Source organism: Faecalibacillus faecis (assembly GCF_003024675.1).
Taxonomy (GTDB): domain Bacteria; phylum Bacillota_I; class Bacilli_A; order Erysipelotrichales; family Coprobacillaceae; genus Faecalibacillus; species Faecalibacillus faecis.
This window is the reverse complement of the sequence record NZ_PYLP01000028.1, coordinates 1-17,145: the sequence shown is the minus strand read 5'-3', so window position 1 is coordinate 17,145 and position 17,145 is coordinate 1. Positions and strand designations below refer to the sequence as shown.

Annotated in this window: 19 protein-coding genes and 1 pseudogene; 8 read left to right on the top strand and 12 right to left on the bottom strand. The window is 30.9% G+C overall.

The window, feature by feature from the left end; genetic code table 11:
* Positions 1–379: 379 nt before the first annotated feature.
* The 8 genes and pseudogenes from C7U55_RS12635 to rlmD form a co-directional block, all read right to left on the bottom strand.
* Complete coding sequence (locus tag C7U55_RS12635; RefSeq protein WP_158566640.1) at positions 380–772, bottom strand: IS66 family transposase; 393 nt, start codon at positions 770–772, stop codon at positions 380–382.
* Positions 756–1,057 (bottom strand): annotated as a pseudogene (locus tag C7U55_RS14295) (IS66 family transposase). The gene C7U55_RS12635 and the pseudogene C7U55_RS14295 overlap by 17 nt, the downstream one beginning before the upstream one ends.
* A gap of 304 nt (positions 1,058–1,361) precedes the next feature.
* Positions 1,362–1,658, bottom strand: coding sequence for an IS66 family insertion sequence element accessory protein TnpB (tnpB, locus tag C7U55_RS12620; protein WP_106988853.1), 297 nt, complete (start codon positions 1,656–1,658; stop codon positions 1,362–1,364).
* A complete protein-coding gene (gene tnpA / locus C7U55_RS12615) occupies positions 1,655–1,918 on the bottom strand; it encodes an IS66 family insertion sequence element accessory protein TnpA (RefSeq protein ID WP_106988852.1) in 264 nt (87 codons plus the stop codon). Before tnpA ends, tnpB begins: the two co-directional genes overlap by 4 nt.
* Positions 1,919–2,036: 118 nt before the next feature.
* Positions 2,037–2,255: a hypothetical protein gene (locus tag C7U55_RS12610; RefSeq protein ID WP_106988851.1), complete on the bottom strand. Its 219-nt coding sequence runs from the start codon at positions 2,253–2,255 to the stop codon at positions 2,037–2,039.
* Positions 2,256–2,295: 40 nt separating this feature from the next.
* Positions 2,296–3,747: a toll/interleukin-1 receptor domain-containing protein gene (locus tag C7U55_RS12605; protein ID WP_106988850.1), complete on the bottom strand. Its 1,452-nt coding sequence runs from the start codon at positions 3,745–3,747 to the stop codon at positions 2,296–2,298.
* 622 nt (positions 3,748–4,369) lie between these two features.
* Positions 4,370–4,510, bottom strand: coding sequence for an IS3 family transposase (locus C7U55_RS14290; protein ID WP_199625178.1), 141 nt, complete (start codon positions 4,508–4,510; stop codon positions 4,370–4,372).
* A gap of 221 nt (positions 4,511–4,731) precedes the next feature.
* Positions 4,732–5,871: a 23S rRNA (uracil(1939)-C(5))-methyltransferase RlmD gene (gene rlmD / locus C7U55_RS12590; RefSeq protein WP_106988849.1), complete on the bottom strand. Its 1,140-nt coding sequence runs from the start codon at positions 5,869–5,871 to the stop codon at positions 4,732–4,734.
* Positions 5,872–5,964: 93 nt separating this feature from the next.
* Here rlmD and C7U55_RS12585 point away from each other — a divergent pair, with 93 nt between their 5' ends.
* The 5 genes from C7U55_RS12585 to C7U55_RS12565 all read left to right on the top strand — a co-directional run bounded on the left by C7U55_RS12585 (position 5,965) and on the right by C7U55_RS12565 (position 10,871).
* Complete coding sequence (locus C7U55_RS12585) at positions 5,965–7,047, top strand: CobW family GTP-binding protein (protein ID WP_106988848.1); 1,083 nt, start codon at positions 5,965–5,967, stop codon at positions 7,045–7,047.
* 4 nt (positions 7,048–7,051) lie between these two features.
* On the top strand, positions 7,052–7,996 hold the full coding sequence (locus C7U55_RS12580) for a TIGR03943 family putative permease subunit (RefSeq protein WP_106988847.1): 945 nt from the start codon (positions 7,052–7,054) through the stop codon (positions 7,994–7,996).
* 74 nt (positions 7,997–8,070) lie between these two features.
* Positions 8,071–9,204: a tRNA guanosine(34) transglycosylase Tgt gene (gene tgt / locus C7U55_RS12575; RefSeq protein WP_048925028.1), complete on the top strand. Its 1,134-nt coding sequence runs from the start codon at positions 8,071–8,073 to the stop codon at positions 9,202–9,204.
* Positions 9,205–10,230, top strand: coding sequence for a tRNA preQ1(34) S-adenosylmethionine ribosyltransferase-isomerase QueA (queA, locus tag C7U55_RS12570; protein WP_106988846.1), 1,026 nt, complete (start codon positions 9,205–9,207; stop codon positions 10,228–10,230).
* Positions 10,230–10,871: an epoxyqueuosine reductase QueH gene (locus C7U55_RS12565; RefSeq protein ID WP_106988845.1), complete on the top strand. Its 642-nt coding sequence runs from the start codon at positions 10,230–10,232 to the stop codon at positions 10,869–10,871. Before queA ends, C7U55_RS12565 begins: the two co-directional genes overlap by 1 nt.
* Positions 10,872–10,904: 33 nt before the next feature.
* Here the strand turns inward: C7U55_RS12565 and C7U55_RS12560 are convergent, their stop codons facing one another.
* Entirely contained in the window at positions 10,905–11,555 is a 651-nt protein-coding gene (locus tag C7U55_RS12560; protein WP_106988844.1) for a GDSL-type esterase/lipase family protein, read from the bottom strand.
* 127 nt (positions 11,556–11,682) lie between these two features.
* On the opposite strand from C7U55_RS12560, the gene C7U55_RS12555 reads away from it, so the two are divergent.
* Positions 11,683–13,002, top strand: a complete 1,320-nt coding sequence (locus C7U55_RS12555) for an aspartate kinase (RefSeq protein WP_106988843.1) — start codon at positions 11,683–11,685, stop codon at positions 13,000–13,002.
* Positions 13,003–13,092: 90 nt separating this feature from the next.
* Complete coding sequence (locus tag C7U55_RS12550; RefSeq protein ID WP_048925036.1) at positions 13,093–13,524, top strand: RrF2 family transcriptional regulator; 432 nt, start codon at positions 13,093–13,095, stop codon at positions 13,522–13,524.
* A 40-nt stretch (positions 13,525–13,564) separates the two neighbouring features.
* Here C7U55_RS12550 and C7U55_RS12545 read toward each other — a convergent pair whose 3' ends face one another.
* The gene (locus C7U55_RS12545; RefSeq protein ID WP_106988842.1) at positions 13,565–14,407 is read right to left on the bottom strand and encodes a tRNA 2-thiocytidine biosynthesis TtcA family protein; all 843 of its coding nucleotides are present in this window, start codon (positions 14,405–14,407) and stop codon (positions 13,565–13,567) included.
* 129 nt (positions 14,408–14,536) lie between these two features.
* Here C7U55_RS12545 and C7U55_RS12540 point away from each other — a divergent pair, with 129 nt between their 5' ends.
* Complete coding sequence (locus tag C7U55_RS12540) at positions 14,537–15,202, top strand: hypothetical protein (protein ID WP_106988841.1); 666 nt, start codon at positions 14,537–14,539, stop codon at positions 15,200–15,202.
* A gap of 37 nt (positions 15,203–15,239) precedes the next feature.
* Here C7U55_RS12540 and C7U55_RS12535 read toward each other — a convergent pair whose 3' ends face one another.
* Together C7U55_RS12535 and C7U55_RS12530 are read right to left on the bottom strand one after the other, a co-directional pair.
* Complete coding sequence (locus C7U55_RS12535) at positions 15,240–16,541, bottom strand: O-acetylhomoserine aminocarboxypropyltransferase/cysteine synthase family protein (protein WP_048925039.1); 1,302 nt, start codon at positions 16,539–16,541, stop codon at positions 15,240–15,242.
* 131 nt (positions 16,542–16,672) lie between these two features.
* Positions 16,673–17,145: PLP-dependent cysteine synthase family protein (locus C7U55_RS12530; protein ID WP_146139627.1), on the bottom strand; the 473-nt coding region annotated here is incomplete at its 5' end.

The following is a 17,145-nucleotide window of genomic DNA, read 5'->3' as shown; positions in this document are numbered from 1 at the left end:
GGAAAATGGTCATATTAGGAATTGGTCAATGGTATTAAATCAATTGATGATAGATGATCATTTTACAACTAGAATCAATCAATATTTAAGTAGCCAATCTTAACCAAGAAGGATGCAATTGTTCATATATTGCATAACCTTTTATATACTCAAAAAGCAGCAGTATTAAAGATAAGTTTTAACACTGCTGCTTATTAAATACAAGTTCTTTTAGTGACACTACAAGAAATAATCACAAACTTGAATAACCTATTTTTTAGTAATGTTTAAATTACTTACACACTTTTCTTGACAAACCCAAAACACCTAACGAAGTCATAAACTCACATTAGGTGTTGCACTTAATTTGACAATTTACCTGCTCAAAAAGAACATATTTCTATGCCTTTTTGTTTTTGTATAGATTTTTTGGTAATTCTTCTGACCATGGCATGCTTTCTTCAAGTACTGGAAGTGATTTTATTTTTCTTTCTTTGGTTATACGATCATAATCCTTTTTGTATTTTTTATCGTATACCTTCTCAAGATAAAACAGTTTATTGATCAACTGATACATTTTATATGTTTGGGTTTCTTTTATTACTATTCCTTTTGGTGCAACATCCATTACTTCTACCAGTTTTCTTCTAAGATGAGCAAAACATCCCATGTTTTTTACATCTTCTATATTTGCATAGGCCTGGTAGCCATCACTTTGAATGACTCCATTAAAGCCTTCAAGATAATCACTGGCTCTATCATATTTTCTGTCGTTTTCAAACTGATAGAACATCATCTTCACTCTTTTTCAGTTCCAATACTTCCAGCTTTGTTTCATCTGCATTGATATATTCACATTTTAGAAGCTGATTATGCATGTACTCAACAAACTCTTGAAAATATAGATCATAGAGTTTCATGATCCAGTTGGACATTGTCTGTCTCGATAATATAATCCCTGTGCGTTCAAGTGCTTTTCCTGTCTGTATAATGGCAAAGAAAGATTGTATTTTTTATCAAGTATCGATGCAAGCAATGATAGTGAAGCAAAGCTTTTTGTTATGACTGCTTTAGGCATATCACCTTTGTACATTGGCGTTGTTTCAATTTCTTCATCATATTCCCCACTGTAAACATATTGAATATGTTTTATGACTTCATAATATTCTTTATGATGGACAAGTTCCTTTCTTTCATTCGTTCCAATCAACCTTAATGGTTTTCCTGTTTGAGGATCTGTTTTATCTTCCAAATCATGTTCAACAACTGTTTCTGGAAGATCTTCAATCCCTCTTTTCTTTGATTTCTTTCTTGAATGTGATGTAACTTTTATCTGTAGTTCTGGTTCTATTTTTAATACTGTTGATTCAGTTTCAGACTTTCTATGACTGTATTTTTTGCTCCAAGTTCAGCTTCCAACTGTCTGATTCCTCATGCCTTTTAAACTTGAACTTTCCATTTTCAAGTCTTCTTGTAAAAAGCCAGAAGCCATTGGCTTCATAATAAAGCATCTTGATTCTATTACGTGAAGCATTGGTAAAAATAAACAGGCTATGATCCAAGACATTCATGTTGAACTGAGATATAACGATCAAAGCAAGACCATCAATCTGTTTTCTCATGTCGCAAAACTGTTTGGTAACATAGATATTTTTGATTTCATCGGTATTAATGATCATAGCAGGTTCTCCAATAAAATCTTGAGATTTTGTTTAGAATAGGAAATAGGGTGATGATCAATATCAAAATCAATAACATCATTACTCTTATCAATGATGGCAGGAAGAAAAGTATTTTCTTCTTCAAGAATCAAAGCCTTTTGTTTATAGAAGCTGGAAATACAAATATGATTGTCGTTACAATACTTTTTAATTGTCAAACCACTTTGTTTCTGTGCTTCGATAACTTCCTTCCATTTTTCTTTTCCTCTAATTATCATAAAAGATGCACCTCCTTATCAAGTGCATCCTTATTGTACTGAATTCATCAATTATTTATAATTGCTTATTTATTTGACGCTTACGTTCTATATTTTTATCCACTATTTTATTTGGCGCTTACGAATTTACACATTGATTTCCCGAATTATTAATTATGTATTGTTTTTGCTCAATATGGATTTGCGAAAAAACAAGTTGTTTATCAACTTGAATGTCAGTTGTTTTCTTCTCATCTTTTAACAAATTAGGAATCAGAACTCCAAATAGTGCTCCTAAAATTGCAGAGACAACAGCAAGCACTAAATCATATCCTATTTTTTCTATCGTAATCTCCACCTTTCACTTTTGTATGCTGCTATTCTTTATCTATAACAACTTAATTCAATGTACCTATTTCTTCTACTTTTACATAGCTTAATATTGCTGGAGCAGCATCCCAGCTTCCGGAATATTTCATCTCTCTGTTATATACGCATTTTCCAACAACACTCTTTAATTCTTCAAGACTACTTACCCCAAACAATACCATCATTTTCTGACAATACTGTCTAGATTTCATTTTCATCCATTCTATCGGAGCGTTTTTAGCATATACATAACATGTAGGAAACCAGTATGATTCACACCAACTATTTTCACCTTCAGCAAGTTCATATGCATTACATACTTGATACAAAAACAAATCCGCTTCAGCTATAGCTTCACTTGTAAAAATTGGCAATTTTTCTCTTTGGTTACATATTGTATCTCCCATAAGTGTAAATTTATTTTTCATATCTGTGCTTGGTTTATATCGTTCTTCAACTACACGACTATGATGTCTAAATGCAGTATAATTGTTCTGCTTAATAGCCCCTCCAAATATGGTAGTCTCCAAAAAATATGTGTGTGTTAACATTGTATTTATAGCTGAGTAATCTTTTGTATGACGCATAAAAACTATCACACAAATAAATAACTCCCACATAAGATTTCTAAACACATCCAAATCATCATCCGAAGCAGAACCCGCTTTAGGTTCAAATGTTTTAATACAAGTTAATTGGTTATACATCGTTTCAAAATAGTCTGCTAATACTTCTGCATAGTTGCACTCTGTTTCAGAAATAACTTCTACGAAATCTAAAAATATATCCCTTATAATCTTTGTATTCAGAAACAATTCATATTGTCGTTCTGAATTCGCCCCTTTTTCATAATATGACTTCAAGGTAGCAATATACTCTGTTTGAAACCTAGATATACAACTTCTGCGCTTAGCATCAGTATTACTTCCACGAATTTGACGTATCAAATCCTTTATCGGAAAAAAATCTGTCTTTGCATCATCTATCCACTCAGGTCTTTTACCTAATTTAGGTTTAACAAACTGTAGCTTCTCATAAATATTTCTAAGAAGTTTTTCATATTCAACCTCATATGTTTCTTGGTTCGATAAATCAATGTATATTCTTGTTTTGATATATGTAGGGACATAAGGTTGTCCTTCCTCATCTCTTTCAGCAATAATTGGAATAAACTTTTCCTGTTTCGTATTTCCATATATCTCACTAGAAATAATAACAGTTTCATCTCCTACCCCACCAGTACGCTCATTAGCTTTTTGAGCATATGCTTTATCACAGATAATAAGAACCTTAGTAATTTCAGAATCATTTACACATCTCTCCATAAACGCATATTTATCCTGTCCTTCTTTTAAATCCCATTTATCCAAAACAACATCTACTCCATGTGACACTAATCTTTGTGCTAATTCAAGTACTAAATCACTACTTTCCCAAGCATATGAAATAAATATTTTAGGAATCCCATCTCCTTGTAACATATGTGCACCTCCGAACCATTTCTCAATTTGTTTATTAAAATACTATCTTACTTTTTCCTTAATCTCTTCCATCAATTCATGCACCGTGGTACACGGACACATCTCTGATGGCTTTGTTTTACCTTCTCGTTTACACTGCTCCAGTTTTTGCTGTGCTATATGAATTGCTTTTTCCTCATCACCAGCTTTACAGAGTTTTCCATACATCTGCTCATCAGCCTTAGAATACTTCTGCCCGGTTTTATTTTCATATACTCGTCCAAATTCAGAGCAGCAAGTCCACGAATCTTAGATTGCCGGCATCGAGCCAAAATAAGCATACATCCATATCTCAAAGCATGGATTTGATCAGCCTACCTGTATTCCTTTACTCACTGCTTCTGCAATGATCTCGTCAAATCCCTGCACTTGATCTCCGTTAAACACAATCCAAGGAATTCGATACTGTGCATCATAAGCAGTGAGTTCCAGACATTTATCTATCATTGCACGAGTTTTAGTCTCTACAACCTTTATCACAAGCTTGTTTCTCACATCCTCCGGCAATGCCTGATGAAGTCCAGCGAAAAAACAACATGATACTATGTCAAGAAAAAATACCCGTTAAACTGAAATATTTCATCTAGCTTAACTGTTTTTTTGCATAACTTCTTTCATACTGATTTGGACTTTGATAATTACAGTGACTATGCGTTCTCACTGTATTATAAAATGTCTCTATATATTCAAATATCAGCTTATATGCATCATCATAATTTTGGATTTTGTACTGGTTTAATCACTCCCTCTTTATTAATGAATGAAACGATTCTATACATGCATTGTCCCATGGACATGCTTTTTTTGAATAGCTTCGTTTCATTTCTTCTGTTATTTCTTTATATAATTCACTTGTAAACTGTTGTGGTCAAGCTTTTTTGTAGGTTTTCCGGTCACTCTGTGAGAACAACATTTGCCTCTCAAAGTGCCTAAAATCAAGGATTCTTACATATCGACCCGATATAGTGCAACCACGCTCTCTACATGGCGAGTGTGGGGGAACATATCATAAAGATACATTGTATTTGTATGATAACCTATCTTTTTAAAGTATTGAATATTTCTTATTTGTGTTGTTGGATCACATGAAATATAAACAACTTGTTTAGGATTCAATATTTTTACAGAATCCATAAATTGTTTGGTTGAACCACTTCTTGGTGGATCCATAATAACAACGTCTACTTTATGCCTCTCTTGCGCAAGTTTTTTCATAAATTCTGTGGCATCATCACATATAAATTGAATATTAGAAAGTTGATTCATTCGTGCATTATTTTTCGCATCTTTAATCGCATCTCTATTGCTTTCTACTCCAATAACCTGTTTTACTTTTTGTGATAGAATCATTCCAATTGTTCCAATACCACAATAAGCATCAATTGCTGTTTCATTTACTTTAATATTTAATAAGGATATTGCTTTGGTATAAAGGTTCACACATTGATCATGATTTATTTGATAAAAAGATTGTGGAGAAATTTTAAACTTCAAGCCACATAATTCATCAACAATAAAGCCTTTTCCATAAAGAACCTTATCTTCATTTCCTAAAACAATTGGTGTTTTACGTGTATTGACATTCAATACAATTGTTTTAATGCTTGGAAATTTTTTTACTAATTGGCTACAAAATTGTTTAGAGCCACGCCACATATTTTCATTACATACTAAAACTACCATTGTTTGATCTGTTTTAACTGCTCGACGAATCAAAACATGTCTTAATAATCCTTTATGTCTTTTACGATCATAGATAGAAACTCGATATTTTCTTAAATAGCTTTGTATATATTGTAAGATTTCATCCATAATATCTTCATGTAATAAACAATGTTTATAAGGAATAATATCTTGACTATGTTCTTCATACAATCCATATTCATATTTTTGATTAAAAGCCACAATTGCTTTATTTCTATAACCATTTTCTAATGGTGAAGCTACTGTTGGTTTTACTTCTATTTTTAATTTTGCTTTCTTTATTTCTTTTTCTATAAATAATGTCTTTTCTTTTAATTCTTCTTGATATTGATCTTGTGGATAAAAGCATCCTCCACATTTTTTAAACATTGGACATTTCATTTTATCACCCTTTACTCGTCAATCATTATAACATAGGTATTATCATTTGATGAAATGATTTATGAGTGTTATAATCTAGCGGAGGTGAAATTTATGAGTAAAATAGATATTATTTCTGGCTTTTTAGGTGCTGGAAAAACAACATTAATTAAAAAATTAATTGCTGAAGCATATCAAAATGAAAAAATCGTATTAATAGAAAATGAATTTGGAGAAATTGGAATTGATGGAACATTCTTAAAAGATTCTGGTGTCACAATCAATGAAATGAACTCTGGATGTATTTGTTGTAGTTTAGTAGGAGATTTCGAAACATCATTAAAAGAAGTCTTAGATACGTATCATCCTGATCGTGTTATTATCGAACCTTCTGGAGTTGGTAAATTATCTGATGTTATTAAAGCTGTTTCTACAATCAATAGTGATGAAATGGAATTAGATAATTTTATTACTGTTGTTGATGCTAAAAAATGTCGTATGTATACTAAAAACTTTGGTGAATTCTATAATAACCAAGTTGAACATGCATCATTAATTGTTTTAAGTCGTAGCCAAGACTTAACTGAATTCCAATTAAAAGAATGCTTAGATATCTTAAAAGGATTAAACGATCATTCACCAATCATTACAACTGCTTGGGATAAGTTAAATGGTTTAGATATCATTAATGCTTGTGAAGTGAACATTCAAGAAGAATTATTACATGAACATGACCATGAATGTTGTGGACACAATCATCATGAACACGATCATGAATGTGGCTGTGGACACGATCATCATGAACACAATCATGACCATGAATGTTGCGGACACGATCATCACGAACATGATCATGAACATGGATGTTGCGGACATGATCATCATGAACACGATCATGAATGTGGCTGTGGACATCATCACCACCATGCAGATGAAGTTTTCAATAGTATTGGATTTGATACAGTTAAAAAATATAATGAAGTTGAATTAAGTGATATCTTAAATAAATTATGTAATGATGATAATGTTTTAAGAGCTAAAGGTTTTGTAGATAGTGGAAATGAAGATTGGTGGTATTTTGATTTAGTACCAGGTGAATTTGAAATTCGTTTAGGTAAACCTATTTATACAGGTCAAGTTTGTGTAATCGGTAAAGACTTAGATGAAAATACAATTAAGGAGTTATTTTTAGGATAAGCGCATGAATAAAACAAGAGTTTATTTATTTACTGGATTTTTAGAAAGTGGAAAATCTTCATTTATTCAAGATACTCTTCTTGAACAAGGTTTTGGTGAAGATGAAAAAACTTTGATCATTGCCTGTGAAGAAGGTGAAGTGACTTTCGATATTCCAGCTTTAAAAAAAGAAAATGCTTCTGTTGAATTTATTGAAAATGAAGAAGATTTAAATTACGAAACACTCCTTCATCTACATCAAAAATATCAACCAACACAAGTTATGATTGAATATAATGGTATGTGGGATAATACAAAATTCATTGATGAAATTTGTATTGATCAATGGCAAGTTGTTCAAATCCTAACAACGATTTCTGCTGAAACATTTGATCTTTATTACAATAATATGCGTGGTCAATTTGTTTATCATATAACAGGTAGTGATTTAGTTATTGTGAATCGTTGTGATGAAAATACTAAGAAATACCCTATTCGAGGAAGTATTAAATCTCTAAACCCAATGTGTCAAATTGTTTATGAAAATAAAAATAGACAAATTGAAGATTTAACTGTTAATGATTTACCTTATAACTTAAATGATGATTATATTGAAGTAAATGATATGGATTATGGTATTTTTTGTATGCATATTATGGAAAATCCTCAAATCTATGAAGATAAAACAATTAAGATCAAAGGTAAAGTTATTGGTCGTGACAAATTAATTGAAAATGGTTTTGTTTTAGGTAGACAAGCTATGGTATGTTGTAGCGATGATATGCAACTTTTAGGTTTAGTATGTATTAGTAAATACGCTAAAGATTTAATTAAAGATGAATGGTTAGTCGTTGATGGAACCATTAGTTTAGAATATGATGAATCTATTCAAAGTAATATTCCTATTTTACATGTTGATCATTTAGAAGGTGCTAAACCTTTAGAAAATGAATATGTTACATTTGATTAAGAGCTTTTAGCTCTTTTTCTATTTTATTTATAAATACTTTCATGTATAATGAATAAGCAAAAAGAGGTGGAAAAATGAAAGATTTTTGGTATGAATTAAAACATGTTTGTAAACAAAGTGGTGCTCGATATGGGATTTTACATACTCCTCATGGAGATGTAGAAACACCTATGTTTATGCCTGTAGGTACACTTGCAACAGTAAAAGGGATTGCCCCTGAAATGTTAAAAGAAATGGGTTCACAAGTTATCCTTTCTAATACATATCACTTATGGTTAAGACCTGGAGAAGATATTGTCGCTAAGGCTGGTGGTCTTCATAAGTTTATGAACTACGATGGTCCTATGCTTACAGATAGCGGAGGATTTCAAGTTTTTTCTTTAGGAAAAACAAGAAAAATCAAAGAAGAAGGCGTTTATTTTAAAAGTATTATTGATGGTAAATCATTGTTCTTATCTCCAGAAAAAGCTATCGATATTCAAAATAAATTAGGAGCCGATATGATTATGTCTTTAGATGAATGTGCTCCTTATCCTGCAACTTATGATTATATGAAACATAGTGTTGAAAGAACAATTCGTTGGGCAAAAAGAGGTAAAGAAGCGCATCATAATGAAAAACAAGCGTTATTTGGAATTGTCCAAGGTGGAGAATATCCTGATTTAAGAGAAAAATGTGCAAAAGCACTTGTAGAGATGGATTTTCCTGGATATTCAATTGGTGGAACAAGTGTTGGTGAACCAAAAGATGTCATGTATAAAATGGTAGAAGATGCAATTCAATGGTTGCCTGAAGATAAACCACGTTATTTAATGGGGGTTGGTAATCCAATTGATTTAATCGAAGCTGCTATTCGTGGAATTGATATGTATGATTGTGTTTTACCAACACGTGTTGCTAGACATGGTGCTTTAATGACACATCATGGACGTATGAATATTAATAATGAAAAGTTCAAAGAAGATTTTACTCCTATTGATTCCGAATGTGATTGTTATACTTGTAGAAATTATACAAGAGCTTATTTAAGACATCTTCATAAATCAGATGAATTATTTGGGAAAACATTGTTATCGATTCACAATGTAAGATTCTTATTACAACTTTCAGAAGATATTCGTAAAGCAATTCAAGAAGATCGTTTATTAGATTTTAAAGAAGAATTTTTAGATAAATATGGTAGAGATGTTTATAAGAGGGCTTTTTAAATGAAACTAAGTGAATTTGATTTTGAACTACCTGAAGAACTCATTGCTCAACATCCTGTTGAAAAAAGAGATACTTCTAGATTAATGGTAGTAAATAGAGAAAACGGAAATATTGAACACAGACATTTTTATGATATTCTTGATTATTTAAAACCAGGTGATGTTTTAGTAAGAAATAATACAAAAGTTATTCCTGCTCGTTTATTTGGAATTAAAGAAGAAACAAATGGACATGTTGAAGTTCTTTTATTAAAAGAATTAAAGAAAGATACTTGGGAATGTTTATGCGGTAATGCACGTATTGTAAAAATGAATACAGTCATTACTTTTGGTGAAGGTTTATTAAAAGCAAAATGTATTGAAATCAAAGACGAAGGTATTCGTGTTTTTGAAATGATGTATGATGGTATCTTCTATGAAATCTTAGATCAGTTAGGAACAATGCCTTTACCTCCTTATATTAAAGAAAAACTTGAAGATAAAAATAGATATCAAACAGTTTACGCTAAAATTGAAGGAAGTGCTGCAGCTCCGACAGCAGGTTTACATTTTACAGAAGAAATCAATCAAAAAATAAAAGATAAGGGTATTGAAATTCTTGATGTATGTTTACATGTTGGCCTTGGAACATTTAGACCTGTTAAAGAAGAAAATGTTTTAGATCATCACATGCATAGTGAATTCTATATAATCAGTGAAGAAGTCGCTGATAAACTAAATAAAGCTAAAGCTAATGGTCAAAGAATTATTGCGGTAGGAACTACCTCAACACGTACTTTAGAAGCTAATATGAAAAAATATGGTAAATTTAAAGCAACAAGTGAAAATACAGATATCTTTATTTACCCTGGATATAAATTTGAAGCTATTGATTGTTTAATTACAAACTTCCATTTACCTAAATCAACATTACTCATGTTAATTAGTGCCTTTGCTTCAAAAGAACTTATTTTCAAAGCTTATAAAGAAGCTGTCAAAGAAAAATATCGTTTCTTTAGCTTCGGCGATAGTATGATGATTTTATAATGAAAATCAATTACGACTTAAAATTCAAAGAAGAATTAGAAAAAATAAAAGGTACAAAACCTTCCCTCCTACTTCATGTTTGTTGTGGACCATGTAGCGGAAACGTTTTAAAAGAAATATCTGAATTTTTCGATATAACTATTTATTACTCTAATTCAAACATTTATCCAGATACCGAGTATTTTCGTCGATTTCATGAATTAGAAGATTTTATTCAACGCTTTAATCAAGATTTTAATCAAAATATTCAAGTTATCGAAAAAGAATATCAACCTAAAGAATATTTGAAAGATATTTCTCAATATAAAGAGGAACCTGAAGGTGGAAAACGTTGTTATCTTTGTTATTCAAAGAGAATGAAAGATGCTTATGATTATGCTTGTTTACATCACTTTGATTATTGGACAACTGTTTTAAGTGTTTCTCCACACAAAAACAGCCAATGGATCAATGAAATTGGAGCAAGCTTTAATCAAGAAAAAACACAATTTCTTTTCAGTGATTTTAAAAAGAACAATGGGTATTTAAAATCCGTTAAGTTCGCCGCATTATATAATCTTTATAGACAAAATTATTGTGGTTGTATCTATTCTTATCAAGATATGTTAGAAAGAGAAAAAAACAAGGAGTTACAAAAATAATTCCTTGTTTTTTATATTTCCATTTCCTTTTTATTATAAAATATATTCTTTTAAACAATTTGTATAACGAAGATATCCTTCATGATTGATATGAAGTCCATCTTCAAAGTAGGTTTCAATCGGTTCTCCTTTTTTATTACATAACGTTGGATAAGCATTAATAAAAGTTACATATTCATAAGGAATTGTCTTTTTAAATTCCTTATAAACCATTTTCAAAAGATCATTACTTCTTAAAACCCCTGGTGTATGTTTATAATCATGCATAGGAAGACATGGCAATGGACTGACAACATAAATCTCACATTCAGGTAAGTTATAATGGACTGTTTCTACCAGTTCTTTAACATTAATAGCAATATCTTTAGGTGATTGCATCACTGTTTTTCCTAAATCGTTAGTACCTATCATATAAACAAGTTGTCTCGGTTTAAATTTTAAAACACCTTCATCTATAAAATGAAGTAACATTGTTGAAGTAATTCCGCCAATACCACAATTATATTTATTCTTTATTTCTGGAAAATATTTTTCTATATCCATAAACTGAGTAATAGAATCACCAAAAAAGACGGTTCCTCCTTCCTTTGCCTTTTTATTTTGATCAACGATTTCTTTCATACGATCAATTGTCATTTCTCTTATTTGATAATAATTTGTAAGAAATGTCATATTTTCTCTCATAATGTCAACCTCTTTTCTATATAATATTATTATATTTTTATTGTTTTCTTTTTTCAATTAGAAAAAAGATTGAATATACTTGAAAAAAGTGATATTTTAATATCATTAATATGAGGGGAGAATTATTATGGTGAAAATCGTCAAATTTGGTGGTTCGTCTCTTGCAGATGCCCATCAATTTAAAAAAGTTGGTGACATTATCAAAAGTGATCCAGATCGTCGTTTTGTAGTACCTTCAGCGCCTGGTAAACGTTTTAAAGATGATATTAAAGTTACTGATTTATTATATAAAGCATATAACGCAGAAAGTGAACAAGAATTTGAATGTACTTTTGATACAATCAAAGATCGTTATCAAAGTATTATTGATGAACTTAATTTATCTGTCGATCTTACTGCAGAATTTGAAATTATTAAGAAAAATTTCCAAGATCAAATCAGTGAAGAATATGCCGCAAGTCGTGGGGAATATTTAAATGGTATTTTACTTGCAAATTATTTAGGATTTGAATTTGTTGATCCAGCAACATGTATCTTTATTGATGAACATGGTAATTATGATGATAAAAAAACAGATCCTATTTTATCTAAAAAATTAAATGAAGTAGAAAACTGTGTTATTCCAGGTTTCTATGGTTGTTGCAGTGAAGATCCTACAAAAATCAGAACTTTCTCTCGTGGAGGAAGCGATGTAACAGGTTCTATCGTTGCTAAATGTGGACAAGTAAAACTTTATGAAAACTGGACGGATGTTTCAGGATTCTTAGTAGCGGATCCACGTATCGTAAAAAACCCAGAAGTTATTGGTACAATTACTTATAAAGAATTACGTGAACTTTCTTATATGGGGGCAAGCGTTTTACATGAGAATGCTGTTTTTCCTATTCGTTCACAAGGAATTCCTATCGTAATCAAAAACACAAATAAGCCTGAAGATGCTGGTACTTTGATTGTTGAAAGTACCGTGCATAAACCAAATCATATTATTACAGGTATTTCTGGTAAGCAAGGTTTTGCAACAATCATGATTGAAAAAGACATGATGAATGATGAAATTGGTTTTGGAAGAAAAGTTTTACAAGTTATCGAAGAAGCTGGTTTGTCTTATGAACATACACCTTCTGGTATTGATACCATGAATGTTATTGTTGAATTAAATTCATTCATTGAACATGAACAAGAAATTCTTGCAAACTTACATCGTGCTGTTGAACCCGATTCAATTGAACTTGAATCTGATTTAGCATTGATTGCTATTGTTGGTCGTGGTATGAAAGATGGACGTGGAGTTGCCGCAAAAGTCTTTACTGCTCTTGCAAATAAAAAAATCAATGTAAAAATGATTGATCAAGGTTCATCGGAATTGAATATTATCGTTGGTGTTAAAAATATTCACTTCAACGAAGCAATTCGTGCTATTTATAATACATTCATTGAACAAGAATAAGGCTTTCGAGCCTTTTTTCTTTTATTCAATTCATAGAATTTCTCTAGGTTTTATCTAAAAAAGATGTTATAATAGATAAGAGGTGATTGTATGAAAATATCTACAAAAGGACGTTATGCTTTAAGATTGATGATTGATTTAGCACAAAATAAAGAACAAGGAAATATTTCTTTAAAAGACGTTGCTAAAAGACAAGAAATATCCATTAAATATTTGGAACAAATTGCAACACCACTTATTCGTGCTGGTCTCATCAAAAGTGTCAGAGGTGCTCAAGGAGGTTACTCTCTTACAAGAGAAATGGATAAGTATACAGCAAAAGATATTCTAGTAGCTGTTGAAGGTCCTATTTCTTGTGTTGCTTGTTTAGAGACCGAACCTAATCAATGTCCTCGTTACAGTGAATGTTTAACACTTCCTTTTTATAAAGGTTTAAATAAAGTTATTACTGATTATTTAGAATCTTATACATTAGAAGATCTTGCTCAATTACGCGGTTATCAAATTGAATATATTATTTAAAAAGATATGGAAATATCTTTTTTATTTACAAAAAAGTCCCTTAGGACTTTTTGTAATCTTCTAAAAATGAATGTTTACCTTCTTCATCTTTATAAGCAATAATCGTTTTTAAATTCACATTTTCAACACTTTTAAAAATATTTCCTTCTACAAAAGGATTTACCTTTTTTAAATCCTTTATCAACTGTTTAATTTCTAAACGTTTTGATGCATTTTCTTCATCATGAACATCTTGATTTTCCTCTGTGAATTTACATGCACATTGTAAGAAAATAAGTTCATGTTCATCGCGCCAAGCTTTAATATCATCTTCTCGAATAAGATACATTGGTCTTATTAATTCCATTCCTTCAAAATTCAAACTATGAAGCTTAGGCATCATAGTTTGAATTTGTGCTCCATAAAGCATTCCCATTAAAATTGTTTCAATGACATCATCATAATGATGCCCTAAAGCAATCTTATTACATCCTAATTCTTTAGCCTTAGCATAAAGATGCCCTCTTCTCATACGAGCACATAAATAACAAGGTGATTTTTCAATATGAAAAACTGAATCAAAAATTTGTGAATCAAAGATTTGAACAGGAATATTCAATTTTTTTGAATTATCAATAATCATTTGTCTATTTGTTTCATTATAGCCAGGATCCATTACTAAAAAAACAAGTTCAAATTCAAACTTATTATGCCTTTTTAATTCTTGAAAAAGCTTTGCCATCAACATAGAATCTTTTCCACCAGATATACATACAGCAATCTTATCTCCTGGTTCTACAAGTTCATATTGATTAATTGCCTTACAAAAAGGTCTCCATAACTTCTTTTTATATTTCTTTTGTATACTCTTTTCAACTTCTTTTAAGTATTCCAAATTATCCATTCTTTTTCCTCACTTCCTCTCATTATGAAAACAAAAATATTCTGTTATGTCAATTTTTTTCGATAAATTCACAAAAAAAGTTCAAATTCAATTCATATTGGTGTATAAAATAATATCGAGGTGAAAAGTATGGCAGAAAAATTTGAATTTAACGATGAACAAAATGAAAAATTCCAATTCGATGATGATCAAAATAAAAGATTTCAATTTAACGATGATGAAGAAATAGAAAATAGTAATATAAATAACGATGATATAGAAACTTTTGATAATGATGATGAAAGCTCTGATTATTCAAATAATAAAAAAAGAGAAAAAAATAAAACAAAGAAAGTAACAAAAAGAAAAACAAAAACCAAAGTAAAAAAACAAAAAGAAGGTCGATCTAAAATAACAACATTCTTTATGATCTTACTTATTTTATTATTAATTGGTAGTGGAGCTGCAGGTGCCTATTTTGTCTATCGAAACAATCAAGATCAAGAAAATAAAATTAATCAATTACAAGATCAAGTTGATGAACAAAATAAAACAAAGCAAAACGAAGAAACATCAGACACAAAACAACAATCATCAAAAAAAGAAGAATCGTCAACAAATAATTCAACTAACAGTAATTCAAATAATAATGAAAATTCCAATAACACAACAGAAGAAACAAAACAAGAAGAAAATACATCTATAGATTCTTCACAAGAAAATAATAGCGACAATTCTTCTGACAACTCGAGTGACGAATCTTCTTCAAATACAACACAAGATAATTCATCTGAAAACACTGAAACAGCTGAGTAAAAAAATACACACTACAATTTGTAGTGTGTATTTTTTATTAGATTTGATCTAAAGCTTCTTTTAAATCAAATAAGATATCATCAATATGTTCTGTACCGATAGATAAACGAATTGTATTTGGTTGAATACCAACGTCAGCAAGTTCTTCTTCAGTTAATTGTGAATGTGTAGTTGTTGCTGGATGGATAACCAATGATTTAACATCTGCAACGTTGGCAAGTAATGAGAATACTTGTAAATTATCAATAAATTTATGAGCTTCTTCTACGCCACCTTTAATATTGAAAGTAAAGATAGATCCTCCACCATTAGGAAAATATTTTTCATATAACGCATGATCTGGATGATCAGGTAATGAAGGATGATTCACTTTTTCTACTGCTGGATGTTGTTGTAAGAATTCAACAACTTTCTTTGTATTTTCATTATGGCGATCAATTCTTAAAGATAATGTTTCTGTTCCTTGTAATAATAAGAAAGCATTGAATGGAGAAATAGTTGCTCCAGTATCTCTTAATAAGATTGCTCGAATATATGTTACAAATGCAGCTGGTCCTGCTGCCTCAGTGAATTTAACACCATGATAACTTGGATTTGGTTCACTGATCCATGGATAACGTCCACTTTTAGCCCAGTCATAAGTACCACCATCAACGATGACACCACCTAAGCTTGTTCCATGACCTCCAATGAATTTAGTTGCACTGTGTACAACAATATCAGCACCATGTTCAATTGGTCTAAATAAATAAGGTGTTCCAAATGTGTTATCTACAACAACTGGTAAACCATGTTTTTTAGCGATTGCACTAATAGCATCAATATCAGGAATATCACTATTAGGATTTCCTAACGTTTCTAAATAAATTGCTTTTGTATTTTCTTGAATTGCATCTTCTAATTCTTGTAAGTTATGAGCATCTACGAAAGTAGTTGTAATTCCATATTGAGTAAATGTATGAGCTAATAAGTTTGAAGTTCCCCCATAAATTGTTTTTTGAGCAACAATATGTTCTCCTTGTCCTGCAAGTGCTTGAATAGTATAAGCAATTGCAGCTGCTCCTGAAGCAACCGCTAAACCGGCAACTCCACCTTCTAATGCAGCGATACGATCTTCAAATACGCCTTGAGTAGAGTTTGTTAAACGACCATAGATGTTCCCTGCATCTGCAAGTCCAAAACGTGCTGCGGCATGAGCACTATTTTTAAACACATAAGATGTTGTTTGATAAATAGGTACTGCTCTAGCATCTGTTGCTGGATCTGGTTGTTCTTGTCCTACATGTAATTGTAATGTTTCAAATTTAAATTTTCTATCTTCTCTTTTAGTTACTGCCATTTTAATTTCCTCATCTTTCTTTTGTATAAATATTATATAGTGTTTTATGAATAAATAAAACTATTTACACATTCGTCCATTACGGAAATTATGTCTTAATTCTTCAATCATGTCAATTCCCCTATTCTTGATTAATCTTGAATTAAAGGTGTTGATAAATAACGATCTCCACCATCTGGTAATAAGACAACTATTGTCTTCCCTTTATTTTCTTCTCTTTTTGCAAGTTCCTTCGTTGCTTGGATTGCTGCCCCTGATGAAATACCTATTAAGATTCCTTCTGTCTTTGCTACTTCTTTTCCTGAAGCAAACGCATCTTCATTTTCTACCGTGATGATTTCATCATAGATTTTTGTATCTAATGTATCTGGTACAAATCCTGCTCCGATTCCTTGAATCTTATGTGCTCCACCTTTTCCTGTTGATAATACCGGTGAACTTGCTGGTTCTACCGCCACTACTTTTACATTTGGATTTTGTTCTTTCAAGTATTTTCCAATCCCTGAAATTGTTCCTCCGGTTCCTACTCCCGCTACAAAGATATCTACTTTCCCTTCTGTTTGGCTATAGATTTCTGGTCCTGTTGTCTTGTAGTGTGCTTGTG